Origin of the sequence: Agrococcus sp. DT81.2, assembly GCF_049844935.1 — a bacterium.
In the GTDB taxonomy this organism is placed as follows: domain Bacteria; phylum Actinomycetota; class Actinomycetes; order Actinomycetales; family Microbacteriaceae; genus Agrococcus.
The window spans coordinates 597,721-624,300 of record NZ_JBNCLZ010000002.1 but is presented as its reverse complement, the minus strand read 5'-3'; the positions used below and the strand labels follow the sequence as shown (position 1 = coordinate 624,300).

Annotated in this window: 28 protein-coding genes; 18 read left to right on the top strand and 10 right to left on the bottom strand. The window is 69.1% G+C overall.

Going from position 1 to position 26,580, the window contains the following annotated elements; genetic code table 11:
* Positions 1-42: 42 nt before the first annotated feature.
* Positions 43-393, top strand: coding sequence for a cytoplasmic protein (locus ACLQ21_RS06245; RefSeq protein WP_425662386.1), 351 nt, complete (start codon positions 43-45; stop codon positions 391-393).
* A 26-nt stretch (positions 394-419) separates the two neighbouring features.
* Here ACLQ21_RS06245 and ACLQ21_RS06240 read toward each other — a convergent pair whose 3' ends face one another.
* Positions 420-1,355, bottom strand: a complete 936-nt coding sequence (locus tag ACLQ21_RS06240) for an SDR family oxidoreductase (RefSeq protein ID WP_425662385.1) — start codon at positions 1,353-1,355, stop codon at positions 420-422.
* A 130-nt stretch (positions 1,356-1,485) separates the two neighbouring features.
* Between ACLQ21_RS06240 and ACLQ21_RS06235 the strand changes: the two genes are divergently transcribed.
* Positions 1,486-1,776: a hypothetical protein gene (locus ACLQ21_RS06235; protein ID WP_425662384.1), complete on the top strand. Its 291-nt coding sequence runs from the start codon at positions 1,486-1,488 to the stop codon at positions 1,774-1,776.
* Between the two features lie 32 nt (positions 1,777-1,808).
* On the opposite strand, the gene ACLQ21_RS06230 is transcribed toward ACLQ21_RS06235, so the two are convergent.
* Complete coding sequence (locus ACLQ21_RS06230; protein ID WP_425662383.1) at positions 1,809-2,705, bottom strand: LysR family transcriptional regulator; 897 nt, start codon at positions 2,703-2,705, stop codon at positions 1,809-1,811.
* A 116-nt stretch (positions 2,706-2,821) separates the two neighbouring features.
* Here ACLQ21_RS06230 and ACLQ21_RS06225 point away from each other — a divergent pair, with 116 nt between their 5' ends.
* From ACLQ21_RS06225 to ACLQ21_RS06195, 7 genes are all read left to right on the top strand, one after another.
* Positions 2,822-3,982: an iron-containing alcohol dehydrogenase gene (locus ACLQ21_RS06225; RefSeq protein ID WP_425662382.1), complete on the top strand. Its 1,161-nt coding sequence runs from the start codon at positions 2,822-2,824 to the stop codon at positions 3,980-3,982.
* An 86-nt stretch (positions 3,983-4,068) separates the two neighbouring features.
* Positions 4,069-5,583 carry a CoA-acylating methylmalonate-semialdehyde dehydrogenase gene (locus tag ACLQ21_RS06220; RefSeq protein ID WP_425662381.1) on the top strand — a complete coding sequence of 505 codons (1,515 nt, stop codon included), beginning with the start codon at positions 4,069-4,071 and terminating at the stop codon, positions 5,581-5,583.
* A gap of 182 nt (positions 5,584-5,765) precedes the next feature.
* Positions 5,766-6,056, top strand: coding sequence for a hypothetical protein (locus tag ACLQ21_RS06215; RefSeq protein ID WP_425662380.1), 291 nt, complete (start codon positions 5,766-5,768; stop codon positions 6,054-6,056).
* Positions 6,057-6,210: 154 nt separating this feature from the next.
* Complete coding sequence (locus ACLQ21_RS06210; RefSeq protein ID WP_425662379.1) at positions 6,211-6,552, top strand: hypothetical protein; 342 nt, start codon at positions 6,211-6,213, stop codon at positions 6,550-6,552.
* Between the two features lie 69 nt (positions 6,553-6,621).
* Positions 6,622-7,167 (top strand): NYN domain-containing protein, encoded by a 546-nt coding sequence (locus tag ACLQ21_RS06205; protein ID WP_425662378.1) that lies wholly within the window; start codon positions 6,622-6,624, stop codon positions 7,165-7,167.
* Between the two features lie 256 nt (positions 7,168-7,423).
* Complete coding sequence (locus ACLQ21_RS06200) at positions 7,424-8,197, top strand: hypothetical protein (RefSeq protein ID WP_425662377.1); 774 nt, start codon at positions 7,424-7,426, stop codon at positions 8,195-8,197.
* Positions 8,198-8,283: 86 nt separating this feature from the next.
* The gene (locus ACLQ21_RS06195; RefSeq protein WP_425662376.1) at positions 8,284-9,477 is read left to right on the top strand and encodes a cytochrome P450; all 1,194 of its coding nucleotides are present in this window, start codon (positions 8,284-8,286) and stop codon (positions 9,475-9,477) included.
* An 87-nt stretch (positions 9,478-9,564) separates the two neighbouring features.
* On the opposite strand, the gene ACLQ21_RS06190 is transcribed toward ACLQ21_RS06195, so the two are convergent.
* From ACLQ21_RS06190 to ACLQ21_RS06180, 3 genes are read right to left on the bottom strand one after another with little or no spacing between them, the layout of a single operon-like run.
* On the bottom strand, positions 9,565-10,185 hold the full coding sequence (locus ACLQ21_RS06190; RefSeq protein ID WP_425662375.1) for a cysteine hydrolase family protein: 621 nt from the start codon (positions 10,183-10,185) through the stop codon (positions 9,565-9,567).
* The gene (locus ACLQ21_RS06185; RefSeq protein WP_425662374.1) at positions 10,182-11,621 is read right to left on the bottom strand and encodes a purine-cytosine permease family protein; all 1,440 of its coding nucleotides are present in this window, start codon (positions 11,619-11,621) and stop codon (positions 10,182-10,184) included. Before ACLQ21_RS06185 ends, ACLQ21_RS06190 begins: the two co-directional genes overlap by 4 nt.
* A 51-nt stretch (positions 11,622-11,672) precedes the next feature.
* Complete coding sequence (locus tag ACLQ21_RS06180) at positions 11,673-12,620, bottom strand: flavin reductase (RefSeq protein ID WP_425662373.1); 948 nt, start codon at positions 12,618-12,620, stop codon at positions 11,673-11,675.
* A gap of 130 nt (positions 12,621-12,750) precedes the next feature.
* Here ACLQ21_RS06180 and ACLQ21_RS06175 point away from each other — a divergent pair, with 130 nt between their 5' ends.
* The 8 genes from ACLQ21_RS06175 to ACLQ21_RS06140 all read left to right on the top strand — a co-directional run bounded on the left by ACLQ21_RS06175 (position 12,751) and on the right by ACLQ21_RS06140 (position 18,863).
* Positions 12,751-13,485: a GntR family transcriptional regulator gene (locus ACLQ21_RS06175; RefSeq protein WP_425662372.1), complete on the top strand. Its 735-nt coding sequence runs from the start codon at positions 12,751-12,753 to the stop codon at positions 13,483-13,485.
* Positions 13,482-14,162, top strand: coding sequence for an amino acid synthesis family protein (locus ACLQ21_RS06170; RefSeq protein WP_425662371.1), 681 nt, complete (start codon positions 13,482-13,484; stop codon positions 14,160-14,162). The genes ACLQ21_RS06175 and ACLQ21_RS06170 overlap by 4 nt, the downstream gene beginning before the upstream one ends.
* A complete protein-coding gene (locus ACLQ21_RS06165; RefSeq protein WP_425662370.1) occupies positions 14,159-14,782 on the top strand; it encodes an amino acid synthesis family protein in 624 nt (207 codons plus the stop codon). The genes ACLQ21_RS06170 and ACLQ21_RS06165 overlap by 4 nt, the downstream gene beginning before the upstream one ends.
* 10 nt (positions 14,783-14,792) lie before the next feature.
* Positions 14,793-15,581: an alpha/beta fold hydrolase gene (locus tag ACLQ21_RS06160; RefSeq protein ID WP_425662369.1), complete on the top strand. Its 789-nt coding sequence runs from the start codon at positions 14,793-14,795 to the stop codon at positions 15,579-15,581.
* Positions 15,578-17,062: an aldehyde dehydrogenase gene (locus tag ACLQ21_RS06155; RefSeq protein WP_425662368.1), complete on the top strand. Its 1,485-nt coding sequence runs from the start codon at positions 15,578-15,580 to the stop codon at positions 17,060-17,062. The genes ACLQ21_RS06160 and ACLQ21_RS06155 overlap by 4 nt, the downstream gene beginning before the upstream one ends.
* Before the next feature lie 10 nt (positions 17,063-17,072).
* Positions 17,073-17,276 (top strand): tautomerase family protein, encoded by a 204-nt coding sequence (locus ACLQ21_RS06150; protein WP_425662367.1) that lies wholly within the window; start codon positions 17,073-17,075, stop codon positions 17,274-17,276.
* Between the two features lie 18 nt (positions 17,277-17,294).
* Positions 17,295-18,344 (top strand): LLM class flavin-dependent oxidoreductase, encoded by a 1,050-nt coding sequence (locus tag ACLQ21_RS06145; protein WP_425662366.1) that lies wholly within the window; start codon positions 17,295-17,297, stop codon positions 18,342-18,344.
* Positions 18,345-18,539: 195 nt separating this feature from the next.
* On the top strand, positions 18,540-18,863 hold the full coding sequence (locus ACLQ21_RS06140; protein WP_425662365.1) for a hypothetical protein: 324 nt from the start codon (positions 18,540-18,542) through the stop codon (positions 18,861-18,863).
* A gap of 137 nt (positions 18,864-19,000) precedes the next feature.
* Here ACLQ21_RS06140 and ACLQ21_RS06135 read toward each other — a convergent pair whose 3' ends face one another.
* The 5 genes from ACLQ21_RS06135 to ACLQ21_RS06115 all read right to left on the bottom strand — a co-directional run bounded on the left by ACLQ21_RS06135 (position 19,001) and on the right by ACLQ21_RS06115 (position 25,163).
* Positions 19,001-20,275, bottom strand: a complete 1,275-nt coding sequence (locus ACLQ21_RS06135) for a hypothetical protein (RefSeq protein ID WP_425662364.1) — start codon at positions 20,273-20,275, stop codon at positions 19,001-19,003.
* A 232-nt stretch (positions 20,276-20,507) separates the two neighbouring features.
* Entirely contained in the window at positions 20,508-22,349 is a 1,842-nt protein-coding gene (locus tag ACLQ21_RS06130) for a GmrSD restriction endonuclease domain-containing protein (RefSeq protein ID WP_425662363.1), read from the bottom strand.
* 259 nt (positions 22,350-22,608) lie between these two features.
* The gene (locus tag ACLQ21_RS06125; protein WP_425662362.1) at positions 22,609-23,265 is read right to left on the bottom strand and encodes a cyclase family protein; all 657 of its coding nucleotides are present in this window, start codon (positions 23,263-23,265) and stop codon (positions 22,609-22,611) included.
* On the bottom strand, positions 23,262-24,665 hold the full coding sequence (locus ACLQ21_RS06120; protein WP_425662361.1) for a purine-cytosine permease family protein: 1,404 nt from the start codon (positions 24,663-24,665) through the stop codon (positions 23,262-23,264). Before ACLQ21_RS06120 ends, ACLQ21_RS06125 begins: the two co-directional genes overlap by 4 nt.
* A 63-nt stretch (positions 24,666-24,728) precedes the next feature.
* Entirely contained in the window at positions 24,729-25,163 is a 435-nt protein-coding gene (locus ACLQ21_RS06115; protein WP_425662360.1) for a nuclear transport factor 2 family protein, read from the bottom strand.
* Positions 25,164-25,475: 312 nt separating this feature from the next.
* On the opposite strand from ACLQ21_RS06115, the gene ACLQ21_RS06110 reads away from it, so the two are divergent.
* Positions 25,476-26,423, top strand: coding sequence for an HNH endonuclease (locus ACLQ21_RS06110; protein WP_425662359.1), 948 nt, complete (start codon positions 25,476-25,478; stop codon positions 26,421-26,423).
* The last annotated feature ends 157 nt before the right edge of the window (positions 26,424-26,580 follow it).

The following is a 26,580-nucleotide window of genomic DNA, read 5'->3' as shown; positions in this document are numbered from 1 at the left end:
CGACCTCGCCCCCTCGCGGGTCGCGGGTGTAGGTTCCCGCGCATGGATGACGACGCCGTCTCGACCGATCCTGACTTCTACTCCGTCGTGTTCGAGAACGAGCGCGTGCGCGTGCTCGAGTACCGCGACACCCCTGGCGCGAAGACGAACCGGCACCACCACCCGGACAGCGTGATGATCCCGCTGAGCGCGTTCGAGCGCCGGCTCGAGCATGGCTCGCGAGAGGCCGACATCTCGTTCGAGCCTGGTGCGGTGCGCTGGGTGCCGGAGGAATCGCACGTCGGCGAGAACATCGGCTCGACCGACAGCCACGCGATCCTCGTCGAGCTCAAGGAGCCGAGCCCGGGTGGCCCCTCCCAGGATGCGAGCCCGGGCCCGGCGGTCGGCGGCTGACGCCTTCGGCGTCTGGCACGCCGAGATCACGGCGTCGGCATGCCGCCGTTCACGTTGAGCGTCTCGCCGATCACGTAGCTCGACTCGGGCGAGGCGAGGAACACGTAGGCCGGCGCGAGCTCGGTCGGCTGGCCCGCGCGGCCGAGCGGCGTCGACTGGCCGAACTCGGGCAGCCCCTCCGTCGGCTGCCCGCCGCTCGGCTGCAGCGGGGTCCAGATCGGGCCGGGCGCGACCGCGTTCACGCGGATGCCCTTCGGCGCGAGCTGCTGCCCGAGCCCCTTCGTGAAGTTGTTGATCGCCGCCTTCGTCGACGCGTAGTCGAGCAGCACCGGCGGCGCCATGTAGGCGACGACCGATGTGGTGTTGATGATCGTCGATCCGGGCTTCAGGTGCGCGAGCGCCGCCTTCGTGATGCGGAACATCGCGAGGATGTTGACGTTGAAGGTGTCCACGAGCTGCTCGTCGGGGAGCTCCTCGAGGCTCTCCCGCGCGATCTGCTTGCCGGCGTTGTTCACGAGGATGTCGAGCCCGCCGAGGCCCTCGACCGCATCCGCCACGAGGGTCTCGCAGAAGGATGCGTCGGTGAGGTCGCCCGGAAGCAGCACCGCAGTGCGGCCCTCGCCCTCGATGATGCCCTTGACCCACTGCGCGTCGGACTCCTCTGCGGGCAGGTAGTTGATGGCGACGTCGGCGCCCTCGCGCGCGAAGGCGATGGCGACTGCCGCGCCGATGCCGGAGTCGGCGCCGGTGATGAGCGCCTTGCGGCCCTGCAGGCGGCCGGTGCCGCGGTAGGAGTGCTCGCCGCGGTCGCTCTTCGGCGTCATCTCGGAGTCGAGGCCCGGCTCCTCCTGCTGCTGCTCGGGCGGCTCGATCGCCGGGTAGCGGTCGACCGGGTTCTGGAACGTCAGCTGGTCGGTGGTCTCGCGGTGCGCGTCGTCGGCGTGCGTGCTCTGGTCGGTCATGACAGTGCTCCTTTCGCGTCGGGGTTCAGCACCGTAGACCCGGCGGCTGAGCGCCGCGGTCGGCGCGTGCACAGCGCGCGTGGAGGTCGGCGCTGCCCGCGGTGTCAGCGGTGGCGGCGATGCTCGCTCCATGAGCTTCGATCCCGCCACCACGCTCGCGTTCCAGCAGCGCTCCCGCCTCGCCGAGTTCTTCGGCGGCCCGCTCGACGGCACGGTCTCCGCCGACTGGGAGCCGATGCCCGGCACGGTCGAGGCCGGCGTGCCGTGCGCGCGCATGCCACTCCCCTATCCAATGGGCGACGCGGTCGCGATCATGTACGTCTGCGTCGGCCGCACCGACGACGACGAGCGGTGGCGGATGCACTACGTCGCCCTCGAGGGACCGGACGGCGACCCGCTGGACGTGCGCAGCACGGAGTAGTCTCCGACCGGCTCGATGCCGCCCGGCCGCGGTCAGCGTGGCCGGGCCATCAGGTGCGGGTGCTCCGCGACAAGCTCCCCGATCGCGTCGGTGATGACACGCACGCGCAGCAGCTCCGTCAAGTCGCGCGGCACGACGAGCCAGTAGGTGCGGCTGATGCGCAGCTCCTCGGGCAGCACGCCGACGAGCTGCGGATCGGCCGCTCCGATGTAGGTGGGCAGCAGCGCCACACCCAAGCCGGCGCGTGCCGCGCTGTGCTGGCCGGTGATGTTGTTGGTCTGCAGGCGCGCACTGGCGCGCGGCAGCAGCTCCTCGAGCACGCGCAGCGGTTGCACGTCGAGCAGCGCGTCGACGTACCAGATGAGGTCGTGGTCGCGGCGGAGCTCGTCGACCGAGCGAGGGACGCCGTGGCGGTCGAGGTATTCGCGCGAGGCGTAGCACCGCAGCTCGTAGTCGGTGAGGTGCTGCACGGCCGCCGAGCGCGGTGAGGGCCGCTCGAGCGTCACCGCCACGTCGAAGTCGCGCGCCGTGATCAGGTCGTGGGTCGTTGCAGTGATCACCTCGAGCGAGAGGGCCGGGTGGGCGTCGAGCAGCGGCCGCAGACCGGGCACGAGCACGTTCGCGCCGAAGCCGTCTGGCGCGAGGATGCGGGCGGTGCCGCTCAGGTCGCCGGCGCGCGACACGACCGCCTCCATCGCGCGCGAGACGCTCGACTCGATCGCCTCGGCGTGCGGGATGACGAGCCGCCCCGGCTCCGTGATGCGCCACCCCTGCGGCGTGCGGTCGAACATCCGCACCCCGAGCTCCTGCTCCAGGCGGCTGATGCGGCGGGAGACCGTCGTCTCGTCGACTTGCAGGCGGGCCGCAGCCTCGCGCAGCCGGCCGGTGCGCGCCACCTCCAGCAGGAAGCGCAGGTTCTCGGTGTCCACGCATCCATTCTGCACTTCTGCAGTCATCCCTGCGCGACTGGCCATTGACGACTGCATCCCTGCAACGCAGGCTGGAGCGGTCCAGTCCCCTTCGGACCCGATCACAAAGGCGTGCGGTGAGCATCGATATCAACACCCCTCCCATCCTCCGAATCGGCGCGGGCAGCGTCGACAGCATCGGCGAGCTGCTTGCGAACCTCGGCGCCACCCGGCCGGTCGTCGTCACCGACGGCTTCCTGGTCTCGGTCGGCGTCGCGGCGCGCGTGGCGGATGCGCTGCGCGCTGCCGGCGCGGACGCCGCGGTGTTCGACGGCACCATCCCCGACCCCACGACCGACTCGCTCGAGGCGGGCCTCGACGCCATCCGCGCGCACCGCGCCGACAGCCTCGTCGGCCTCGGCGGTGGCAGCCCCATCGACACCGCCAAGGCGCTCTCGGTGCTCGCCGTGCGTGGCGGCCACATGCGAGAGCTCAAGGCGCCCTTCCAGTTCGTCGGCAAGGCGCTCCCGGTCATCGCTGTGCCGACGACCGCCGGCACCGGCTCGGAGGTGACGCAGTTCACGATCATCACCGACAGCGCGACGAACGAGAAGATGCTCTGCGCCGGCCCCGGCTACCTGCCGAAGGCAGCGGTCATCGACTACGAGCTCACGCTCTCGATGCCGCCGCGCCTCACCGCCGACACCGGGATCGACGCGCTGACGCACGCGATCGAGGCGTACGTGAGCCGCAAGGCGAACCCGATCTCCGATACCTACGCGATCGCCGCCATCACGCGCATCGGCCGGTTCCTGCGCCGCGCCTACCGCGACGGCGACGACCTCGTGGCGCGCGAGGAGATGATGACCGCGGCCACCCTCGCGGGCATGGCGTTCTCCAACGCGAGCGTCGCGCTCGTGCACGGCATGAGCCGGCCCCTCGGGGCGCACTTCCAGATCGCGCACGGCATGGCGAACGCGATGCTGTTCGCCGAGATCACCGCGTTCTCGGTGGGCGACGCCGTCGAGCGCTACGCCGAGTGCGCCCGCGCGCTCGGCGTCGCCGACCGGGCCGACACCGACGCGGCTGCCGCCGATCTGCTCGTCGCCGAGCTGCGCGCGCTCGCCGTCGAGCTCGAGGTGCCCACGCCCGCGACTCGGGGCATCGGCCGCGACACGTGGGACGAGCTCGTGCCCGTCATGGCCCAGCAGGCGCTCGCGTCCGGCTCCCCCAACAACAACCCCCGCGTGCCGACCGCCGAGCAGGTCGAGCAGCTCTACCACGCCGTCTACGCGTGATCCCACCCGCTGGCTGAGCCGCTCCGCGCGCGAAGCGCACCGAGCGTGTCGAAGCCTCACAGACCTCAACGCAACCAGGAGCATCCATGACCATCACCGAGCAGGCCACCGCGACCGCCGTCGTGCACCACTGGATCGACGGCGTCGCCCACGAGAGCGGCAGCGGACGCACCGCGCCCGTCTACGACCCGGCGCTCGGCGTCGTGACGAAGCACGTCTCCCTCGCCGACGAGGCGGATGTGCGGGCTGCGGTCGAGTCCGCGCAGGCGGCCTTCCCCGCCTGGCGCGACCTGTCGATCGCGAAGCGGCAGGCGATCATGTTCCGCTTCCGCGAGCTGCTCAACGAGCGTCGCGGCGAGCTGGCCGAGATCATCACGAGCGAGCACGGCAAGGTGCTCTCGGATGCGGGCGGCGAGATCGCGCGCGGACTCGAGGTCGTCGAGCTCGCGACTGCGTTCCCGAACCTGCTGAAGGGCGCGTACTCCGAGAACGCCTCGACCGGCGTCGACGTCTTCTCCATCAAGCAGGCCCTCGGCGTGGTCGGCATCATCAGTCCGTTCAACTTCCCCGCCATGGTGCCGCTGTGGTTCTTCCCGGTCGCGCTCGCGGCAGGGAACACGGTCATCCTCAAGCCTTCCGAGAAGGACCCCTCCGCCGCCATGTGGATGGCCGAGCTGTGGAAGGAGGCCGGCCTCCCCGACGGCGTCTTCACCGTGCTGCACGGCGACAAGGTCGCGGTCGACGGGCTGCTCACGGCGCCCGAGGTGCAGGCCATCTCGTTCGTCGGCTCGACGCCCATCGCGCAGTACATCTACGAGACCGCCGCCAAGCACGGCAAGCGCGTCCAGGCGCTCGGCGGCGCGAAGAACCACATGCTCGTGCTGCCCGACGCCGACCTCGACCTGGTCGCCGATGCGGCCGTCAACGCGGGGTTCGGCTCCGCGGGCGAGCGGTGCATGGCGATCTCGGTCGTCCTCGCGGTCGACTCGGTGGCGGATGCGCTCATCGAGAAGGTGCGCGAGCGCGTCTCGACCCTGAAGATCGGCGACGGCCGCCGCGGCACCGACATGGGCCCGCTGATCACCGAGCAGCACCGCGACAAGGTGGCCGGCTACATCGCCATCGCCGAGGAGGACGGCGCCGAGGTGGCGATCGACGGCCGCGGCATCGAGGTCGACGGCGAGGCGGACGGGTTCTGGCTCGGCCCGACGCTGCTCGACCGGGTGCCGCTGAGCTCGCGCGCCTACACCGAGGAGATCTTCGGGCCGGTGCTCTCGGTCGTCCGCGTCGAGTCGTACGCCGAGGGCGTCGACATCATCAACTCGGGCGTCTTCGGCAACGGCACCGCGATCTTCACGAACGACGGCGGCGCGGCGCGCAAGTTCCAGAACGAGATCCAGGTCGGCATGGTCGGCATCAACGTGCCCATCCCCGTGCCGGTCGCGTACCACTCGTTCGGCGGCTGGAAGCAGTCGCTGTTCGGCTCCTCGAAGGCCTACGGCGCCGCGGGCTTCGACTTCTTCACCCGCGAGAAGGCCATCACGCAGCGCTGGCTCGACCCGAGCCACGGCGGCCTCAACCTCGGCTTCCCCGAGAACTGAGCGCGCTCGAGGGCCGTCCCGCTGCGGGACGGCCCTTTCGCGTGCTGCGAACCGAGCTCGGCTCATTCGCGTCGGAGCGAGCACGGTAACGAGAGCGGCTGAGCGCGGCGTTCGGCGCGTCCGCAGCGGGCGTGGAGGTCGGCGCCGGGCGCGGTGTCAGCGGTCGCCACGATGCTCGCTCCATGAGCTTCGACCCCGCCACCACGCTTGCCTTCCAGCAGCGCTCGCGCCTCGCCGAGTTCTTCGGCGGCCCGCTCGACGGTACGGTCACCGCCGACTGGGAGCCAATGCCTGGCACGGTCGAGGTCGGCGTGCCGTGCGCGCGCATGCCGCTCCCCCACCCGATGGAGGACGCGGTCGCCATCATGTACGTCTGCGTCGGCCGTACGGACGACGACGAGCGCTGGCGAATGCACTACGTCGCGCTCGAAGGGCCGGACGGTGACCCGCTGGACGTGCGCGGCACGGAGTAGCGGCTGCCGGCCGCGGGCGCTGGCAACAGCGTCGTGATTCTTATCGAATTTCTGCAGCATGAGTGGTCGCTGATTGCGCTCGCGACGCAGATAATGGAATTCCCCAGCTTCGAGGACGCGCGCCCGCGCAGCCATCTCATGCAAGGACGCACCGATGTCGAATCACCAGCAGTACCCGAACGGCTACCCACAGCAACCGCAGCCGCACTACGTCCAGCCGGTTTATGCCCAGCCAGTCGCCTTCGTTCCCGCAGCGGAGCCCAAGGGGCACTCCATCACCTCGATGATCTTCGGGCTCTCGAGCATCCTGCTCGGGTGGACGCTGATCGTCCCAATCCTCGCCATCGTCTTTGGCGTGGTCGGACTGCGCAAGGAGCCCTCAGGCCGCGCATTCGCGATTACCGGCATCGTGTCGGGAACGATCACTGGCTTCTTCTCGTTCGGGTTTGCCGCACTATTCTGGATCGGGATGCTCGGCTCTTCCGCTTCCGCCTAACGCCTAATCGCCCGGCGTCCGCTCAGCGTTGCCAGCCGTGAGGCCGGGTGCGCGCTATAGGCTCGCCTCATGGCCGAGCGCACCACCTACCTCCTCGTCGATGGCGAGAACATCGATGCGACGCTCGGGATCTCGCTGCTCGGCCGGCGACCGGAGCCGCAGGAGCGCCCGCGCTGGAACAAGGTGCTCGCCTTCGCCGAGCAGACCTGGCAGCAGCCGGTCAAGGGCCTGTTCTTCCTCGCCGTCCCGGGTGAGCTGCCCGCCGCCTTCGTGCAGGCGCTCATCGCGATCGGCTACCGGCCGGTGCCGCTTCGCGGTGAGGGCAAGGTCGTCGACATCGCCATCCAGCGCACCGCGCAGGCGCTCGTGGAGCGCGACGCCGACGTCATGCTCGTCAGCCACGACCGCGACTTCGCGCCCGAGATGGAGCGGCTCGCGGCCGGCGATGCCCGCGTCGGCATCCTCGGCTTCGGCGAGTTCATGGCCGGCGGCCTGCGCGACGTCGATGGCATGGAGTTCTTCGACCTCGAGTACGACGTCGCCGCCTTCACGAGCCGGCTGCCGCGCGTGCGCGTCATCCCGATCGACGAGTTCGACCCGCTGGAGTTCATCTAGGCGCACCGACGACGGATCGTCGTCGACGAGAGCAGGCGGATGCTTCCGGCTCGGTCACGTCGTCGGCGAGCGCGACGGGCGCGAGATAGGCCTGGACTCGTGCCCGCAGGACCGCCCGCCGGGGCATTGCCTGCCTTCCAGCCGAGGCATACGCTTTCGACGATCGCGGACAGTGTTTCGCGAGCAGGGGCGGCAGCCGACCTGACTGGCGCAGACACAGACGCCGAGTCAATGCGTCCCACGCCAGGAGCCGAAGATGCTCAAGAGTTCCGTCATCGGCTTGGCCGTCGCACTCGTGCTCGTGGGCTGCGCGCCGGCGGAGGTTTCCGGGCCCGCCTCGTCCGCGCCCGAGCCACAAGCCGCGACGGTGACGCCGGCACCGACGCCTTCAGCGGAGGAGGCTGCAGGGTGCCCCAATCCGCACGGCGGCGCGTGCCTCGGAGCCCTCGAGGCCGGAGAGCACCAGACGAGGGTCTTCCAACCGGCGATCACGTACACGGTGCCCGCCGGCTGGACGAACTACGAGGATCTGCCCGGCAACTTCTGGCTCTTCCAGACTGACGATCTCGCGTCGCAGGACTCGGCGGTCGGCGGCAGCTACCTCGGCATCTACCAGGACGCCGCGGCTGCCGCTCTCGACTGCGCAGAGGCTCCGGAGCAGGGCGTCAACAGGACCCCGGAGGCGCTCGTCGCTTGGTACCAATCGGTGCCGACACTGACGGTCACGCCGCCCGTGCCCGTGACCGTCGGCGGACTCGAAGGCCTGCAGATCGATCTCGTGCTGGTCGACGGAGCTGAAGCCGACATGTGCTCGTACGGCCCCTACGCCGGCGTGCCGCTGATCATCGGCAGCGGCGTCTCGCAACTGCATCACGTGCTCCTCGATGCGCTCGAGGTCCGACTCGTGCTCCTCCGGCGGGGGGAGGGCAACGTGACCCTCGAGATCACGAACGTCGAAGAGCAGCACTCCTCCGAGGAGTTCCGCGCGTCGCTCCAGCCCATCCTGGATTCGCTCGTCTTCGCGGGCTGAAGCGGGCGCGGGCGGAGCCCGACCAGTTCGACCCGCTGGAGTTCATCTGGCGCCTGAGAATGCGGTTGTCTGGCTAGGCTCCGGGCATGAGTGCCCCTCGCTTCCTCGACCTCGCCGATCCGAGCTTCGACGTCACGTCTGACGCCGTCCATGAGGCGCAGGACGAGAGCTGGTTCGCCGAGACCCCCTACGGCTGGGCGATCCTCCGCTACGAGGAAGGCACGGCGCTCCTCAAGGACCGCCGATTCCGTCAGGGCAACGACAAGTGGCCCGACCAGAACGGCATCCACGACGGGCCCTGGCGCGAGTGGTGGCAGGAGACGCTGCTGAGTCTCGACGGCGACGACCACCTTCGGCTGCGGCGGCTGCTCGGTCCGGCGTTCCGCAGCAAGACGATCGAGGCGATGCGCCCGCAGTTCCAGTCGCTCGCGAACGATCTCATCGACGACTTCGCCCAGCGCGGCACGGTCGAGTTCGTGAGCGAGTTCGCCGAGCCCTACTCCTCGCGCATCCTCTGCCTGCTGCTGGGCCTCCCCGACGAGGAGTGGCCGCAGGTCGCGCACCTCGCCGACGACCTCGGCAAGTCCTTCGGCATCAACGTGCGCCGCGACCTGCCGCGCATCGAGGCCGCGCTCGAGGAGCTGACCGCCTACATCGAGCGCGTCATCGTCGACCGGCAGGCGCAGCCGCGCGACGACCTCGTCAGCACCCTCATCGCCGCGCACGAGGCGGGCGACGCGCTCAGCCGCCGCGAACTGAGCGTCGCCCTCGTCTTCCTGGCGTTCGCCGGCATGGAGACAACCCGCAACCAGCTGGGCCTCGCGGTCCAGACGTTCCTCGCGCATCCGGATCAGTGGGCGCTCCTCGCCGAGCGCCCGGAGCTCGGCGCCCGGGCTGTCGAGGAGGTCATGCGCGTCAACCCGACCGTCACCTGGGTCACTCGCGAGGCGATCGAGGACGTCGACCTCCACGGCCTGCGGATCCCCAAGGGCGGCATCGTGCAGGTCCTGTCGCACGCGATCGGCACCGACCCCCGCGCCATGGCCGAGCACGCGCCCTTCGACATCGCCTACGACGACCGGCCGCTCCACAGCGGCTTCGGCGGCGGCGTGCACCACTGCCTCGGCCACTTCGTCGCCCGCACCGACATGAGCGTCGCGCTGCCGCTGCTGGCGCAGCGGATGCCGAATGTCGCTACCGACGGCCCGGGCGAGTGGCTGCCGGTCTCCGGGAACACGGGTCCCGTGCGCTTCCCGCTGCGGTTCACCCCGGAAGGCTGACCGGGCGGGCGCCCGAGCGGCGATCCGGTGCCGACCACGGCCGGGCGACCGACGGAGCGACGCGCCCAGCCGACGCGGAGGTCGACCTCAGGAGCGGGCAGCCGGCTCGCTCTTCCGTGCCGCGGCGCGCGCGACGACGTCGGCGGTTCCCGCCAGCTGCACCATGGGCGACAGCATGCCCATCAGGGCGCACGCCTGCTCATGCGCCTCGTCGGTCGCGCCCGCACATGCATCGGTGACGACCGTGACGAACTTGCCCGCGTCCACGGCGCCGAGGACCGTCGAGAGCACGCAGCAGTCGGTGGCGACGCCGCAGACGACCAGCTCAGGGTGCTCCGCGGTGAGGGCGGCGAGCTCGTCGCCCCACTTCGAGAACGTCGGCAGCGACAGGATCGCGTGCTCGTCGCCCACCGGCATGGTGAGGTCCCACGCGGCCGAGTCAGGCTCCTCGCGGCACTCGTCCCAGCGCTCGTAGTACGCCTGCCAGGCGCCGGATTCGCTCGGATCGCGCACGAAGCGGGTCCAGATGACGGGGCCGTCAGCGGCGTCGACGAGCAGACGAATGCACTCGGCCGCGGCGTCGTAGCCAGGCGTCGCCCACTGGCTCGCAGGGTCACGGAAGACCTGCTGCATGTCGATCACGACGAGGGTGGGCAGCGCCGCCGACGGCCGGGCCTCAGCCCGGCCGCCGTTCGAGGCTTGCGTCACGCCGACACCGTATCGGCCGACGTCGCGTCGATGGCACGCTCCGGCTCGGAGGCGGCCCGACGCGACAGCGGGGGCAGGCGGCGCAGCAGCAGGTACGCGACCGTCGCGCCGATCGCGCCGGCCAGGTACGAGACGTCGCCGAAGGCGCCGAAGACCGCCGCCAGCGGGCCGGTGAACAGGGTCGACTGCCAGAACAGTGCCGAGAAGGCGCAGCCGATGATCCAGGCGACGAAGCCCCACTCGAACGCCCGCCTCTTGTCGAACAGCTCCCTGGTGCCCAGCGCTCCGAGCGGCCGCATGCGCAGGTAGTAGTCGAGCAGCAGGATGGTGCTGAACGGCACCACCAAGTAGGCCAGCACGAGCAGGAAGTCGTAGAAGCTGCCGTAGGGGTTCGTCTGCATGAGCAGCGTGACGCTGAGGCTGATCGCTGCGATCACGATGACGCCGACGATGCGGTTGACGGGGATGTGGATGGTCAGCAGCGACAGCGAGCCGCCGTAGAGGTTCATGGCGCTGACGGGCAGCGTCGAGAGCACGACCGTCGCCATCGCCACGGGGGCCCAGTCGCCGGTCAGCTCCGCCAATGCCGCTATCGCGTCGAGCTCTCCCGCGAAGCTGGAGACCAGCACGCCGATGCCGCCCAGCCACATCATCGCGACGAAGGAGCCGCCGGCGGTGAACAGGGTGACCTTCGTGTGGGAGGTGCTGCGCGGCAGGTAGCGCGAGAAGTCGGAGGCGAAGGGCGTCCAGGTCATCACGTAGGCGAAGAAGAAGCCGGCGAAGGTGAGCCAGCCGGCGAACTCGCCCATGAAGTAGGGAGCGTCGGTGCTGACGACCTGCGAGAACTCGGCGCGCTGCAGCGACAGCACCGTGATGACGGCGAAGAGGATCGCCAGCACGACGGTGGCGATCTTGTTGATCAGGTGGATGAGGTTGTGGCCCCAGATCGCGAACACCGCCTGCACCGCGAAGATCGCGATCGCGGCGCCCCAGAAGGGCACGTCGACCAGCTGCTGGAGCGCGAGCACCGCGAAGACCGTGTTGACGGCCGTCCAGCCGATCGCAGAGACGATCGTCAGCAGCGCGATCGGCAGGAAGTTGCCGAAGTAGCCCATCGGTCCGCGCCCCTGCACCTGCTGCGGCACGCCGAGCTTGGTGCCGATGCCGGCCAGCACGCCCATGACGACGGCGCCGAGCAGCGTGCCGACCGCGACCGCGCTCAGCCCCTGCAGCACGTTCAGGCCGAAGAGCGACGAGAAGAAGCCCGACACGAGCACGGCGAGCACCATATTCGCGGCGAACCACAAGGTGAACTGGTTCCGCGGGTTCCCGTGGCGTTCGGCGACGGGGATCTCCTCGGTCGCGAACGGCTCGGTCCGCGTGAGGGAGCTGCCGTAGGTGGGAGCCGAGTCGGCTCCCGGAGTGTTGTGGGTCATGGCGACGCTGCCTGTTCCTTGAGGTGGGGATGGATCGGTGTCGTGCGGAGTTCAGAGCTCGGCGAGCGAGGCGCCGTCGAAGAACCTGCCGGCCTTGTAGACGATCGGCACGTCGTCGGCGATCTCGGCGTGGATCACGCGCGCGATGAAGACCGTGTGCGTCTTCGCCTGGAAGCGCTCCTTGATCTCGGCCTCGATGGAGGCCGACGAGCCGTCGAGCAGCGGGCTGCCCTTCGGCCCCTCGTGCCACTGCACACTGGCGAACTTGTCGGGATCGCGAGACGAGAACGTCGCGAGCGTGTCGCGCTGCCCGGTGCTGAGGATGTTGATCCCCAGGTGCTGCGAGTGGAACAGCGCCGGGTAGGTCGACGAGGTCTTCTGCACGCAGATGAGCACGAGCGGCGGATCGAGCGAGACCGACGCGTAGGAGTTCGCGGCGAGCCCGCGAGGCTTCCCCTCCGCATCCGTCGTGGTCACGACCGTGACGCCGGTGATGAACTGCCGGTTGAAGCCCTTCAGGGCCTCACGGCTGTAGTCGCCGGAGAGGTCGTCGACCACGAGGTCGTCGGGGAGGGATTCGAACGCCGCGCGCAGCGACGGCACCCCGAGGTCTGCGAGGAGCGACCGCTGATCCCAGGTGACGCGCTCGAAGGCGATGCGTCCGTCGCGGAAGACGCCCTGATTCGATCCGCGGGTGTGCACGGTCGTGCCGGTGGCGGGCACTTCCCCCAGATCGTTGGTGAACGTGCCCGTGGTGCTCCAGAAGATGGCGAAGTCATCGCCGTCGACGATGAGCTTCTCGATCGTGGTGCTGAGGTCGGGGAACGCTGCGCGGATCTCGAGGATCTCGCGCTTGTGGCCGGCGAGGTCGGTGCGGTTGCCGGAGTCGGCGCTCTCGCGGACGAAGTCGACGGTCATCAGTTCGTCGAGCCGGTCGACCTCACCGCGGTCCCACGCCGCCTCCCACGCGGAGAGCACCGCGCTCCTGATGTCTATCATGACAACTCCCTCGACGTCTTGCATGCCAGTGAGCGTAGATGTCCACCAGAGATTCGTCAAGCATGGCCCGCAAAAGCCGAACTAGCCCGCTTTGCTTGCGTCCATGTGGCATGCAAGGTACGTTGCTTGCATGCAAGAGACATCCGAGCGATCCGGCACTGGAGCGGGCGGGGCAGAGACGCCGCTGCTCGACCGGCTGCGCACTCTCGTGCTCAGCGGCGACTACCCGCCGGGCGCCCCGCTGCCCGAGCTCTTCCTCGCGCAGGAGTTCCAGGTGAGCCGCACGCCCATCCGCGAGGCGCTCAAGCAGCTCGAGAACGAGGGGCTGGTCGAGATCCGCCCGCGCGTCGGCACCTTCGTGCGCCAGCCCACCCACCGCGAGATCGTCGAGCTGTTCGAGCTCAAGAGCGGGCTCGAGGCTCTCGCCGCCGGGCTCTTCGCCCGCCGCGGCAGCGTGCCGGAGCTCGACGCGCTGCGCCGCAACCTCGTCGCCTCCGCCGACGCTGTGCGTCGTGGCGACGGCGCCGCCTACGCCGCGCTCGTGCACGAGTTCCACCACGGCCTCATCCACGGCGCCGACAACAGCAAGCTCACCGAGCACTACGAGCGGCTGATGAACCAGCTCGCCTACCACCGCCTGGTGCGCAAGTCCGTCGGTCAGCCCGGCCGTCTGCGCGACTCGCAGCACGAGCACGAGAGCATCGTGCTCGCCATCGAGGCGCGCGACCACATCGGCGCCGAGCTCGCCACGCGCAGGCATGTCGACGCCTCGAGCGAGGCGACCATGCGGGCGCTCGCGACCGAGGAGCATGCGGCCGAGAAGGGGTCCGACGGCACCGACAGCGCGACGGGTGCACGAGCATGACGACGACCACGACCGCGCCCGCGCACGCCTTCGACCTCTCCAGCGTCTCCACGCTGCACGGCTACGAGCCGATCGCCGCGGCCATCGGCCTCCGCAGCATCCGCACCGTCATCGAAGAGCTGCCTGCCGCGGAGGCACAGACTCACGGCGCGCCCATCCTGCGCGCGGCCGCGATCGCCGTGGTCGCGAACCCGTGGGCGGGCACCGCGGTCACGTACGGCCTCGAGCCCGAGACCCAGCGCATCGCGCCAGTGCTCGCGAAGCTGCTCACCGACCGCCTCAACGACGCCCTCGGCGGGCCGGATGCGGTGCAGGCGTTCGGGAAGGCCGCGGTCGTGGGGCTCGACGGTGAGATCGAGCACGCGGGCGCACTGATCCATACCCCCTACTTCGGCAACCTCATGCGGGAGGCGCTCGAGGGTACGTCGATCCTGTGCTTCTCGGACGCGCGCTCCGCCGCCGGCGCGAGCCACCGCGTCCCCCTCTGGCACAAGACGGCGCCCGCGACGCGCGACTTCTACCAATCGCTCGAGGTGCACCTGGCTGATGCGCCGCATCCGGGCGAGATCGCCATCATCGCCGCAGCCGCCACCGGCCCGCGCCCGCACGCCCGCATCGGCGACCGCGCGACCGATCGCGCCATCACATCCGACATCCTGAAGGAGCTCTCACTGTGACCGAGATCAGCACCGTGACCGAGACCAGCACTGCGACCGAGACCACTGGCCCCACCACCGGCGCCGCGCTGCGCGTGCGGAAGATCACCACCCTTGTCGAGGAGATCGCCATCGAGGGCGGCCGCCCGGTCGAGCCGGTCGCTCGCATCGCCGTCGTCGCCGCCGTGATCGACAACCCGTGGCACGGGCAGGGCTTCGTCGACGACCTCAGCGCCGGCATCGACGCCGTCGCGTCCGATCTCGGTGCGCTGCTCGCGCCCCGAGTCGTCGCCGCACTCGGCGCCCCCATCGAGGCCTACGGCAAGGCCGCCATCGTCGGTCTCGAGGGCGAGGTGGAGCACGGGTCGGCGCTCATCCACACCCTGAAGTTCGGCGACCACTTCCGCAACGCCGCGAGCGCCACCACGCTGCTGCCGGCCGTCGAGAAGCGCGCACCCGCGGGTACGACCTTCGACATCCCGCTCAAGCACATCACCGACGCCACCATCCGCTCGCACCACCAGAGCGTGGAGGTGCAGATCGCCGACGCCCCGCATGCCGGCGAGATCCTCGTCGCGCTCGCCGGTGCCGCCCAGGGCCGGCCCCAGCAGCGCCTCGCGGCGCTGGCGACCGAGCAGTAGGCCGCGCGGCATGGACGACCTCGGCACTGCAGCGACGCAGCCGACCGACCCGATGCCCATCGTGCTGCTGCACGGCGTCGGGCTCGACCGGACGATGTGGGATGCGGTGCGCGGCGTCCTCGGTCCCGGCACGGTCGCGCTCGACCTGCCTGGTCACGGCGGGCAGCCGCCGCTGCGCGCGCCGCAGTCGCTCGCCAACCTCGCCGACGACGTGCTCGCGCGGCTGCCCGGCGGCCCCGTGCACCTCGTCGGCTTCTCCCTCGGCGCGCTCATTGCCCAGCACCTCGCGCGCTTCCACCCGGACCGCGTCGCCACGCTCACGTGCGTGAGCTCGGTGTGCAACCGCACGGCCCAAGAGGCCGCCGCCGTCGCGACGAGGCTCGAGGCGGCGCGCCGCGACTTCCGCGGGAGCGTCGCCGCCTCGCTGCAGCGCTGGTTCCCGAAGGGCAGCCGTGTCGGCGCCGAGGCGGTCACCGCGACCGAGCGGGCGCTGCTCGCGAACGACGTCGGCTCCTATTTGCACGCCTACGCGGTCTTCGCGCGCGGCGACCGGGAGATCGCGCCGGAGCTCGGCCGCATCCGCGTGCCGACGCTCGCGATGACGGGCGAGCTCGATCCGGGCTCGACGCCTGCGATGTCGCGCCGGCTGGCCGCCGCCGTACCGGGCGCCCGCGTGCAGATCGTGCCGGGCGTCCGCCACATGCTGCCCGTCGAGGACGCCCCCGCCGTCGCCGCGGCGATCACCGCCTTCACCGAGGAAGCCATGACAGCCGAGAGAGCCGAGGCATTGCGACCATGACGGAACGACTGCACCACTGGATCGGCGGCGCTCACCTCGCCCCCAGCAGCGGCGAGCACTTCACGAGCACGAACCCCGCGACGCTCGAGCCGCTGTACGAGGCCGCGCGCGGCAACGAGGAGGACGTACGCCGAGCGGTCGCTGCCGCGAAGGCGGCCTTCGAGAACCCCAGCTGGAGCCGCCTCAGCGCCACGAAGCGCGGCCGGCTGCTGCGCAACCTGGGTGACCTGATCACCGAGCACGCCGACGAGCTCGCCCGACTCGAGAGCCTCGACAACGGCAAGCTGCTGCGCGAGATGCGCGGGCAGCTCGCGACCCTCCCGGAGTACTACTACTACTACGCCGGGCTCGCCGACAAGGTGCAGGGCGCCCAGATCCCGACCTCGAGCTACGAGATCCTCAACTACACGCAGCGCGAGCCGCTCGGCGTGGTCGGCGCGATCACGCCGTGGAACTCGCCGCTCACGCTCACGACGTCGAAGATTGCGCCCGCGCTCGCAGCCGGCAACACGGTTGTCATCAAGCCCAGCGAGTACACCTCGCGCACGATCCTGCGGGTGGCGGAGCTCGCCACCGAGGCGGGCTTCCCCGACGGCGTCGTGAACGCCGTGACCGGCTACGGCGCGGAGGCTGGCGCGGCCCTGGTCGCTCATCCCGATCTCGCGAAGATCTCGTTCACCGGCTCGACCACCACCGGTGCGCGCATCGCCGCGCAGGCTGCGACCCGCTTCATCGGCTGCACGCTCGAGCTGGGCGGCAAGAGCCCCAACATCGTCTTCGACGACGCGAACGTCGCGAACGCGGCGATGGGCGTGATCGCCGGCATCTACGCCGCCGCTGGCCAGACGTGCATCGCCGGCAGCCGCGTGTTCGCCCAGAGGGCGGTCTACGACGAGCTGCTCGAGCGGGTCTCTGAGCGTGCCCGCTCCATCCGCATCGGCGACCCGCTCGCCGATGCGACGGAGCTCGGCCCGCTGGCGTTCGAGGATCAGCTCAACAAGGTGGCCTCGTACGTCGACCTCGGAGTCACCGAGGGCGCCTCGCTGCACGTCGGCGGCGGCCGCCCGGAGGGCCTGGAGCTGCCCGGCTACTTCTACCAGCCGACCGTGCTCACCGACGTCGACAATTCCATGCGGGTGGTGCGGGAGGAGATCTTCGGACCGGTCGCGGCCATCATGCCGTTCGAGTCCGAGGACGAGCTGGTCGGGCTCGCCAACGACACCGAGTACGGGCTGGCCGCGGGCGTGTGGACCCAGAACCTCGCTCGCGCGCACCGGATGGCCCGACGGCTCGACGCCGGCACCATCTGGGTGAACACCTACCGGGCGATGTCGCCGATGTCTCCGCGGCAGGGCTTCAAGAGCTCGGGCGTCGGCATCGAGCACGGCCTCGAGTCGATCCACGAGTACACGCGGCTGAAGAGCGTCTGGATCAACACCGACGAGGGGCCGGTCGCCGACCCCTTCGTGATGCGGGGCTAGGGCCACTGCCATGCCGCTCATCGACGTCTCCATCGCCCGCGGGCGCTCCCCCGGGCAACTGCGCGCGCTCATGAACGCGCTCCACGACGCCGCCGAGACCACGGTCGGCGCGGCATCCGAGAACATCACGGTCATCGTGCGCGAGGTCGAGCGGGAGCACTGGTCGCGCACCGACACCACCATCGCCGAGCGCGACTCGGCCACCGACAACTAGCACGAGAGAGGAACCGGCATGCGCTTTTCGCTGTTCGTTCACATGGAGCGGTGGGACGACGCCGTCCCGCACCAGGAGTCCTGGGAGGACCTGACCGAGTTGGTGCTGGCCGCCGAGGCCGGCGGCTTCGACAAGGTCTGGATCGGCGAGCACCACGCGATGGAGTACACGGTCTCGCCCAACCCGATGCTGCAACTGGCCTACCTCGCCGCCCGCACCGAGCGCATCCGCCTGGGTGCGGGCACGATCATCGCCCCCTTCTGGAACCCCATCCGGGCGGCGGGCGAGGCGGCCCTGCTCGACGTCATCAGCGGCGGCCGCACCGAGATCGGTCTGGCCCGGGGCGCCTACCAGTTCGAGTTCGACCGCCTGGTGCCCGGTCTCGCCGCGACCGACGGCGGCGCGCACCTGCGCGAGATCGTGCCGGCCATTCGCAAGCTGTGGGCGGGCGACTACGCGCACGACGGCGAGATCTGGCAGTTCCCCACCTCGACGAGCGTGCCCAAGCCAGTGCAAGCCGACCACCCGCCGATGTGGATCGCGGCTCGCGACCCCTCCTCGCACGACTTCGCGGTCGCGAACGGCTGCAACGTGATGGTGACGCCACTCGCGAAGGGCGACGAGGAGGTGGAGAACCTGGTGGACAAGTTCGAGACGGCGATCGCCGCCCACCCCGAGATCGAGCGCCGGCCCGAGATCATGGTGCTGCGCCACACGCACGTGCACGCCGAGAGCGACCCCGAGGGCTGGCGCGCACCCGCCGAGGCGATCAACCGCTACTACCGCACCTTCGACGCCGTGTTCGGCAACAAGGTGCCGGCGGTGAACGGCTTCATCGAGCCCAGCCCCGAGTCGAAGTTCGCGGAGCGGCCGGAGTTCTCTCCCGAGAGCCTCCACCGCACCGCGATGATCGGCACGCCCGCCGAGGTCATCGAGCGGCTGCGGCACTACGAGGCGCTCGGCGTCGACGAGTACAGCTTCTGGATCGACAACAGCATGTCGCACGACGAGAAGGCCGCGTCGCTCAAGCTCTTCATCGAGGAGGTCGTGCCCGCGTTCAGTGCGTAGCTGGCTCGGGTGCGAGCGGCTGTTACTGCATCGGCGGCTCGTCGCCGGAGGGCCGGCAACGAGCGCCTTGGATGAGCGGGATAATGGGCGGTTGGCGCGCCCCACCTGTAGGTGCGCCAACCCTTCACGAATCCAACGGCGGATGCGCCGTGGTCTGCCGCGCGCGCATTCGTCAGCACACGAGAGAGCAGCACCATGAGCGCTACGACCACGACGCCGGTCCACGAGACCGCACCCGCCACAGAGACCGCCGACACGAAGCAGCGGAAGCCTGCGCGCACTACGCGCCGCTGGCCGTGGATCGTCGCGCTCGTCGTGGTCGCCGCCGCTGGCGCGACCGGCACCGGCATCGCGGCCTCCTCGGCCGCCGACGCCCAGGCCGAGCTCGCAGCCGTGCAGGAGGACTACGCCGACCTCGAGACGCGCGAGGGCATTGCGCAGAGCAGCCTCGAGCTCATCCGCGACCACCGCGACCGTCTCGAGCTGCAGCTCGAGGAGATGCAGGCGTCGCAGGGCTAGGCAGTTCCGGCGCGCAGCTGACTTCGCGAACCCGCTGCCCCGTGATCGGAGTTCCCCTCCGACCACGGGGCAGTCGCGTCGGAACCGCCGCACGACCCGTCTCTAGCCTTCGCGGCAAGTACGCCCGAGGAGCCCCGCTACTCCGAGACTTCCCCGGCGTCCAGCGCCCGACGCTCGTCTTGAGACTGTCGCGCCCTCCGGCGCTGCTGTGCGCGCTCAGCGAGGCGGAGGACCGCGTCGTCGCCCCGCTCTTGGATGCCCGTTCCGAGCTCCCTGGCGCGCGTAGCGACGTCATTGCTCGTCGAGTTGACTTGATCAGCGGCCTCACCGATGAGTGCCTTTGCGGCACGCCCCCAGGTCTTCCGGTCGACCTTTTCGACCTGAAGCAAGGTCAGGTCCGCGTGCCGCGCGAACACCGTGATGCTCTCGTTGACACCATTGGCGCGCTCGGTCACCCGCTGGGCGCTGAACGGGTTGGCCACTCTGTCACGATTGGTCAGATTCGAGGATGCGCGAACCGACGCGTTGATCGCCTCGAGACTCTGAGCGATCCGGTCAGTGCGGGAGCGGCGAGCGAGCTTGAGCCCCGCGCGGTGCGCGTCAAGCTGTTCTGGCTCCGTTGCGGCGATGCGAGCAAGTTCGAGCACGTACTGCTTGTCCTGCAGAGCTATCGTGCGAGCGAGGACGCCAAGCCAGAACGAGACCTCGCCGTCCACCTCGGCCAGCACCGCGGCGGACCTATCGGTGTCGAGGGCCCGCTCCCGGACCAGATCCGCGAGGGCTGTCAGCTGCGCGATCGACTCAGCCTGCATCGTCTGAAGAGCGAGCGAATTGGCCTGCACCTTCGACCAGGTCACCCCCGACACCGTGCCAGTGTGCGCGTAGATCGTGTCGGCCTCTTCGATGGCGAGCATCACGCCGCCGAGCTGCCCGAGCGCCTCGATCTTGCGCTGCTTGAGCAGCCGGTCGAGCTTCGCGTCGATCACCTCCAGGTACTCCTGGATGTCGTCGAGCGCCGCCTCCAGCGAGGCCTGCGTCATCATCGACGCAAGCATCATCGGCGCAGCCGGGGTCAGCAATGCCGCGTTCTCGAACCTCAAGTGCTTGACGATCTTGCCAGCCTCACCGCGGACCACTCCGGTCATGAGCTTGTCCGCCTTGCTCAGTGACGGCCCGTGCTCCTTGATGAGCTTCGCCGACTCCTCCGTCAGCTTGACCCAGCGACCGCTGTTCGCCTGCACATGCGCGACGGCTCCGAGCGCCTTGCTAGCGAGCGACAACGATTGCTGCTTGACGCGCCGCGAATCGAGGCTGGCATGCGTTTCGAACTGCGTCAGCGCATCGTCGTCGCCTAGCAGCAGGAAGCCGTCATCGCTCTCGATCACCGCGAGTGACCACTGATCATTGTTCATTGTTCAATTGTGCCTCCGGCGGTGGACATAAGCCGCTTTCGCTAAGTCAACACGCAGGAGCGGCCCATAGCGCGACCATTCCGCTGAGTCTTTGCGGGCGGCTTCCGGATCCTTCGTGAGGCCTTCCTGCTAAGGGTCACAAGGCCCGAAGCAGGGGGCAAGCGCGTTCGACTAGACCCCATGGACGCGCGCCGCGTCCGCGCGCGGCGCCCCAGGCAGCCACTGACGTCACCTAGTCGCCCTGCTCCTCTACTGGCTCGCTCAGCGCAGCCGGTTCGAAGTGCGCCGAGTCCTCGTCAGCGAACCCCTGGTCGATGTCACGCTGCACCGACTTACCGATGGCAGCCTCGACGAGCAAGCAGAGGAGCTCCCTCCTGCGGACGAAGTAGTCGTCGAAGTCGTCACTCCGAAGCGAAGCCGCGGGGATCAGATGGGAGGCAAGCAGCTGGTCGAGGTCTGAGCCGTCGATATCGGCCTTGGCCTCGATGACGTCCAGGTAGATGGACGGAGCCGCTCCACCGATGACGCGGTTCGTTCGAGCGCTGATCGAGGTTTTGTTGACGATGCTCTCCTGCCGCTCCGCCTCAATACCGTGGTCCTCGCACCACTTCTTCGGGAAGACGTGGTGCACGTCCACTTCGGCTGTGACGTACTGGACCTTGTCGAGCGCCTTGTCCTCCATCCAATCGCGAGCACCCTTTGCGAGCACAAGTGCGGCAATGCCCTTGTAGGCAGCTGCGTTCCTCGTGCGAAGAGAGTGGAGCCGAGACTCGGTGAAGGAGGCATCCTGTACGGTGCGCGGCACCGGCCTCGTCTCATCGAGCGCCCATTCGGGGACGCCCTCGATATCACGTGCGAAGCGCGTCTCAATCGTGGATCCATACAGCTCGCCTAACACTCCGCACCAGTACCAGCGGACGAGTCGCTGGCGAACGCCGATCAGGTCTGCATGCTTTCCGAGCGCTACCTTGATCGCCGCAAGTGGTACGAGCTGCTTCGAGTACGGCACATCTCTCGGCGCGAAGATGTGCTGATCAGCCAGGAAGGTCGAACACCAGATGAAGGCCTCCCTCAGCGGGTCGCGCCACTCGAGATAGTCCGCGAGCGTCAGCTTGAGGACGTCTTCGCGCCGCGCTGTGATCGCGGGCGGCCGCCCAGACACGTCTTGCATGGCCCGCTGTCGGCTCACCAGCATGGTGACCGCCTGCAAGAAGTCGGTGTTCTCCACCCGCGCGAGCACCGGATACGCCGACCAGTGCTCCTGCGTCGCGTGCCAGTCGTCGTTCAGCCTGAAGTCCTCGCCGGTCGCGCGATAGTAGTTGGCGTCGCCAGCGAAGACCGCAGTGAGCAGCTCGAACACGTTCAGCGGCAAGCCACCGATATTGACCTTCTCGAAAACCGTGGCAACGGCTGCCTTGTCGGTCTCCTCGTCGAGCACTATAGCCGGGATGTCGTACGTCGCGGCCGGCTTCAAAAAGCGCTCGTGGAATCGCTTGCCCAGGTCGCGATCATCAAGTTCGAGAATCCAGCTCATGTAGTCGCCGTAGATGAGGTGCAGGGGGAAGTAGCCCTGGGAGCGCTGCTTGTCGGCATCACTCAGGTCTAGGGTGATGTCCTTGCCGAAGTTGGTCCGAACCATGCCGTCCACGGGGATGCTGATCACCGCGTCCTCGACGCGGTTCATGTCGCTCAACGCAGTCTCCATGTGCACTAGATATCGGCGATCCAGCAGCTTCCCACGGCTGTCCTTAGTCGCGACGCTGCCATCACCACTGAGCGCCTGTGTCAGCGAGGTCAGTCGCTGTTGGCCGTCCAGCAGCAGGAACTTGGCCTCCTTGTTCGGCGGGAGGGTTACGCCTTCCAGAGCCCGCGGCTTGAAGCGAACTTGCGCGTTGCCACCCTTCAGCAGCATGACGGCACCCATCGGATGTCCGCGGAGCACTGTGACGAGCAGCTGTCGAATGCGCTCGTCTTCCCATTTGTAGCCCCGCTGGAAATCTGGCAGCTGGACGTCGCCGGAACGGGCCCAATCAAGATATTCAGCCAGCTCGTACATCGGCGTAAGGAAGCCCATCGGTCCACTCCTCTGCTTGCTGCGGTGCACCGCTTGACACAATCAATCCTCACGTTAGGTGCTCGCGCGTCGGATGACGGTAGCCACTGACGTGTCGTCGGGAGAAGGCGCCGCCGCCCACGTGGGGTGCGCGCCAGCTAACAGCGGGCCATATCTCGATCGCGGCTCGAGTACGTCGGGGCCGGCACGTCAGCCGTAGGATGCATCCCGGCAGATCCCGACCTGCGCGACCTCTGCCCCGTCACCTCGGTCGAACCAGTCAGCACCGAGCGACTGCGCGGACCGGCGACCCGTCGAGCCCAGCCAGCCGCAACGGCAGCGCGATCAGCTCGCACGCCTCCCCCGGCATGTCGCCGAGCCCGCGCAGGTTCTCGATGATCAGCCCGCCAGCGCCGAGCCACCGCTCGTGCACAGGCAGCGAAGCCGGCTCGTCCCGAGCATCGCCTGAAGCGGTGTCCGAGAGGTCCGGGCTGAGGGTGTCGACGCCGAGGACGTCCACGCCCAGGGCGAGCAGCGCATCCGCCAGCTCGACCGACACCGCCGGGTGCTGCAGCATGCGCACAGTGCCCCAGTGCGCATCCCAGCCGGTGTGCACGAGGGCGATGCGCTCGCCGTCCCAGGCGCGCAGTTGGTCCTCGAGCGCGGCGACGCCGATCATCTCGTCGTCGCCCGCCGAGACCCGAAGGATCCGCGCGCGCCCGATCAGCCGCGCCGGGTCGATCTCGTCGATCGCCGCACCGCCCTCGATCGAGTGGGACGGCGCATCCACGTGCGTGCCCGAGTGCGTGCCGAGCTCGAGCGCCGTGACAGCGAAGCCGTCAGTGGCGATGCTCGTCGCCGGTGCCGTCGCGACCTCCGGGTCGCCCGGGTAGACCGGCATGCCGGTGGCGATGGGATGCGACAGGTCGACGATCACGCGGCATCCGTCGGCCGGTGCGCGTCGACCTCCGCAAGGTGGCGCTGCTCGACCTTGTCACCCGCACCGACCCGGGTCGCGCGCGCCCACACCCAGTAGAGGAGGAACGCGATCGCGAAGGTCGGCAGCGCCGCCCCCACCGGCGAGCCCCACCAGAAGGCGAGCGCCAGATAGGTGAGCGCGCCGATCGCCCAGGAGACGATCGCCGCCCAGTGCACGCCGCCGGTGAACCAGTAGCGGCCGCCGGTGCGGGCGAGGATGTCGGGCGTGTAGGCGCGGCCGCGCACCAGGTAGTAGTCGACGACCATGATGGCGAACACCGGGATGAACAGAGCGCCGATCGTCGACAGGAAGACGGTGAACTGCTCGAGCAGTCCCAGGAACGTCGAGCCGATGATCGCGACGGCACCGACGGCGAGCGCGGTCGGCAGGAACCGGAGCGGCTTGCGGGTGGGCAGCGCGTTCGTGAGCGACAGCGTCATCCCGTACATGACCATCGTGTTGGTCGCCATGACCGACAGGAAGATCGCGATCGCGAGCGGGGCGCCGAACGCCTCGATGATCGTCACCGGGTCGAAGGGGATCGCCTCGCCGCCGGAGAGCAGCACGAAGGCGATCGCGACCGCGCCCAGGGTCATCGTGAGCGTCGTGGAGAGCGTGTAGCCAACGAACGCGCCGACGCCTCCGGCCCGCTGCGTGCGGGCGACGCGGGTGAGGTCGGCGGAGAGCACCGTCCACGAGATTGCGGTGGCGAAGACGATGTCGAACACGAGCGCGCTCGTCATGCCGGCCTCGGGGTCGGGCTCGATGGCGGCGAACTCGGCGGGCGCGTAGGTGGTGAGCGCGACGACGAAGATGTAGGCCATGATCGCGAGGATCACGAGCGCGAAGTAGGGCTCGATGCGCGCGATGCCTTCGTGGCCGAAGATCGCGAGCGCCACCACGATCGCCTGGCAGATCGCCGCCCACATCGCCGGGTTCGAGTAGCCGGTCGCCTGCGCGACGAGCCAATCTATGGAGATGCCGGCGAGCATCGCCTGCACCCACGACCAGCCCATCAGCACGATGACGTTGGCGATCGCGGGGACGATCGAGCCGCGCAGACCGAACGAGCCGCGAGTGAGGGACATCGTCGGCAGTCCGGTGCGCACGCCCATCATGCCGATGAGCGTCAGCACGATCGCGCCGAGCAGCGTACCGGCGATGATCCAGCCGATCGCCTCGCCGATGCTCACGCCGGGCACGAAGAGCGTGCCGGTGAGGAGCGTCGTGACGACGAGGTTGGCGGCGAGCCAGATCAGCAGCACACGCCCGGTGCCGCGGTCGCCGCGGATGGCGCCGAAGCCGCCTGAGCCCTCCTCGATCCGGTCGATGAAGCGGCGGCGGGTGGTGTCGGTCATGGTCGCTCCTCGGTCCTGCGCCGGCGATCGAACGGCAGGCGGAGCCCGCGTACCGAGACCACGTCAGTCCTGGCGCTCGTCGGATGCGTCCGCCTGCGCATCATCGTCGTCCTGCGTGGGGATCGGCGAAAGGTGCTCGTGCACGGCGACGAGCTGCCCGTGCAGGCGGGCGAAGACGATCGACTCTCGCTCGCGGTAGGTCTCGATCGCCCCAGGAGTGCCCGCGGTCGTCTCGACCTCGTGCAGGTAGACGCCGCCGTCGCCGACCGCTTGCACGTGGTCCCACAGCGTGCGGCACTCGATCACGCGCCAGCCGCTCGCCTGCAGTTCCCGCCAGGCGGCGCGCCAGGCGTCGGTGCCGAGCAATGGCTCCGGATCGGTGTGGAAGGCGAAGGAGCAGTCGGCGACGAAGCCGGCGAAGTACGCCTCCTCGTCGTTCTCGCGGAAGGCGCGGACGATCGCCTGCGCGGCGTCGCGGATCTCGTCGTCGAGAGTCATGGCATAGGTCTAGTGCACAACGCTGCCCTTTCGGTAGGACGCGTGGCACCTCCCTCGAGCGAGTCGTCTCACCGAGTGAGGGTTGCCCGTCGACCGGCTCAGGGCCGGTCGCTCACACGGCGAATAAAGCGGTCGCGCATGAACACGGGTGACGTGAGCTGCCAGCGACCTGGTGGCCGGCAAACCGCCGGTTGTGTGCCTGCGTCCCGTTGATGGTGCCGGCCATGCGGTCGACCCCACCCGAGCCGTGGCCGCCGTTCACCTCCATCGCGATCGCTGACAGACCGCTGAGTCGCGGATAGCCTGCGCCATATGACATGGCGCGATGACGTGACAGTTTGGCTTGTGGCCTCCAGAGGTCGAACCTTTGACTCAGACGGCGCCTTCGCCGTACGTGACGAGATCGACTGGAGCGAGACAGGAACTGCCCGAATTGGCGTCGGCGACGTGGTCCTGTTGTACGGCACGCGGCCGGTCAGTGCCCTGACGCATATGTGCCGAGTCGTGGCGACGGGAATCCCGTTCTCAAGTGTCATAGACGACCGTGAGTTCTGGCTTGATCCGGAAGCGCTACGGGCTCGCGAGACGCGGTCGTGGATGCGGCTACGTCTTGAGCGGACCTTCACCGTCGCCGAGCGGCAGGCGCTCTCCCTGCACTCGTTGAGGGAGCACGGCCTCAATGCGGCAGTTCAGGGTCGACGCCGAGCGCCGGCGGGCGTCCTGCAGATCGTCCGCGGCGTCATCGACGCCGCAGCCTCTCGCGTAAACGACGCGCTGGCCGAGACCTCTGACATCGACTTGGCACAAGTCGACGAGTTCCGAAGCGCCATTGCTCGCGGTGACTTTCGAGTGGCCGACAAAGTTGCGCTGTGGAAGACGCGAGGAAGTGCTCAGCGCGCCTTCTCAGAAGCGGTCAAACGCAACTACGGCTATCAATGCGCGTTAACCGGCATCCGCACTCGGGAATTCCTCGTCGCGTCGCACATTGTGCCCTGGGCTGAAGACTGGTCGATCCGGCTTGACCCAAGCAACGGCATCTGCCTGTCGACGCTTGTCGACCGTGCGTTCGATACCGGCTACCTGTCGATCGACCAGAGCAGGCGAGCAATCGTCCACCATGATCGCCTCCGCCATGACCCGCAGTTGTTGAGATCACTAGAAGCGTTCGATGGACAACAGCTGGCCAGTCCGACGACAGATACACCGCGCGTCGAGTACATCGTGCGGCGGCTAGCCTCTCGCGGCGGAACGAGACCATGAGCCGCACTTGATACGACTCTTCCCCGTTGTATGTGCGCGGCGCGCGACGCGCCGGTAGTCGCGCAGGCCTCCGGCGAGCAGGGAAGGCGGTAGCACCGGCGCGAGACGAACGATTGGCCGACATCTGACGGCGAACCACCCCGGTGAGGATTGGGCT

Bases quoted from the DNA above. Each gene is read 5' to 3' on its own strand.
- ACLQ21_RS06195 (WP_425662376.1), top strand. From the start codon at position 8,284: ATGAGTGCCCCTCGCTTCCTCGACCTCGCCGATCCGAGCTTCGACGTC.
- ACLQ21_RS06145 (WP_425662366.1), top strand. From the start codon at position 17,295: ATGCGCTTTTCGCTGTTCGTTCACATGGAGCGGTGGGACGACGCCGTC.
- ACLQ21_RS06140 (WP_425662365.1), top strand. From the start codon at position 18,540: ATGAGCGCTACGACCACGACGCCGGTCCACGAGACCGCACCCGCCACA.
- ACLQ21_RS06170 (WP_425662371.1), top strand. From the start codon at position 13,482: ATGACGACGACCACGACCGCGCCCGCGCACGCCTTCGACCTCTCCAGC.
- ACLQ21_RS06205 (WP_425662378.1), top strand. From the start codon at position 6,622: ATGGCCGAGCGCACCACCTACCTCCTCGTCGATGGCGAGAACATCGAT.
- ACLQ21_RS06120 (WP_425662361.1), bottom strand. From the start codon at position 24,665: ATGACCGACACCACCCGCCGCCGCTTCATCGACCGGATCGAGGAGGGC.
- ACLQ21_RS06200 (WP_425662377.1), top strand. From the start codon at position 7,424: ATGCTCAAGAGTTCCGTCATCGGCTTGGCCGTCGCACTCGTGCTCGTG.
- ACLQ21_RS06180 (WP_425662373.1), bottom strand. From the start codon at position 12,620: ATGATAGACATCAGGAGCGCGGTGCTCTCCGCGTGGGAGGCGGCGTGG.
- ACLQ21_RS06110 (WP_425662359.1), top strand. From the start codon at position 25,476: ATGACATGGCGCGATGACGTGACAGTTTGGCTTGTGGCCTCCAGAGGT.
- ACLQ21_RS06210 (WP_425662379.1), top strand. From the start codon at position 6,211: ATGTCGAATCACCAGCAGTACCCGAACGGCTACCCACAGCAACCGCAG.
- ACLQ21_RS06130 (WP_425662363.1), bottom strand. From the start codon at position 22,349: ATGGGCTTCCTTACGCCGATGTACGAGCTGGCTGAATATCTTGATTGG.
- ACLQ21_RS06215 (WP_425662380.1), top strand. From the start codon at position 5,766: ATGAGCTTCGACCCCGCCACCACGCTTGCCTTCCAGCAGCGCTCGCGC.
- ACLQ21_RS06160 (WP_425662369.1), top strand. From the start codon at position 14,793: ATGGACGACCTCGGCACTGCAGCGACGCAGCCGACCGACCCGATGCCC.
- ACLQ21_RS06235 (WP_425662384.1), top strand. From the start codon at position 1,486: ATGAGCTTCGATCCCGCCACCACGCTCGCGTTCCAGCAGCGCTCCCGC.
- ACLQ21_RS06245 (WP_425662386.1), top strand. From the start codon at position 43: ATGGATGACGACGCCGTCTCGACCGATCCTGACTTCTACTCCGTCGTG.
- ACLQ21_RS06175 (WP_425662372.1), top strand. From the start codon at position 12,751: ATGCAAGAGACATCCGAGCGATCCGGCACTGGAGCGGGCGGGGCAGAG.
- ACLQ21_RS06115 (WP_425662360.1), bottom strand. From the start codon at position 25,163: ATGACTCTCGACGACGAGATCCGCGACGCCGCGCAGGCGATCGTCCGC.
- ACLQ21_RS06135 (WP_425662364.1), bottom strand. From the start codon at position 20,275: ATGAACAATGATCAGTGGTCACTCGCGGTGATCGAGAGCGATGACGGC.
- ACLQ21_RS06150 (WP_425662367.1), top strand. From the start codon at position 17,073: ATGCCGCTCATCGACGTCTCCATCGCCCGCGGGCGCTCCCCCGGGCAA.
- ACLQ21_RS06240 (WP_425662385.1), bottom strand. From the start codon at position 1,355: ATGACCGACCAGAGCACGCACGCCGACGACGCGCACCGCGAGACCACC.
- ACLQ21_RS06185 (WP_425662374.1), bottom strand. From the start codon at position 11,621: ATGACCCACAACACTCCGGGAGCCGACTCGGCTCCCACCTACGGCAGC.
- ACLQ21_RS06220 (WP_425662381.1), top strand. From the start codon at position 4,069: ATGACCATCACCGAGCAGGCCACCGCGACCGCCGTCGTGCACCACTGG.
- ACLQ21_RS06155 (WP_425662368.1), top strand. From the start codon at position 15,578: ATGACGGAACGACTGCACCACTGGATCGGCGGCGCTCACCTCGCCCCC.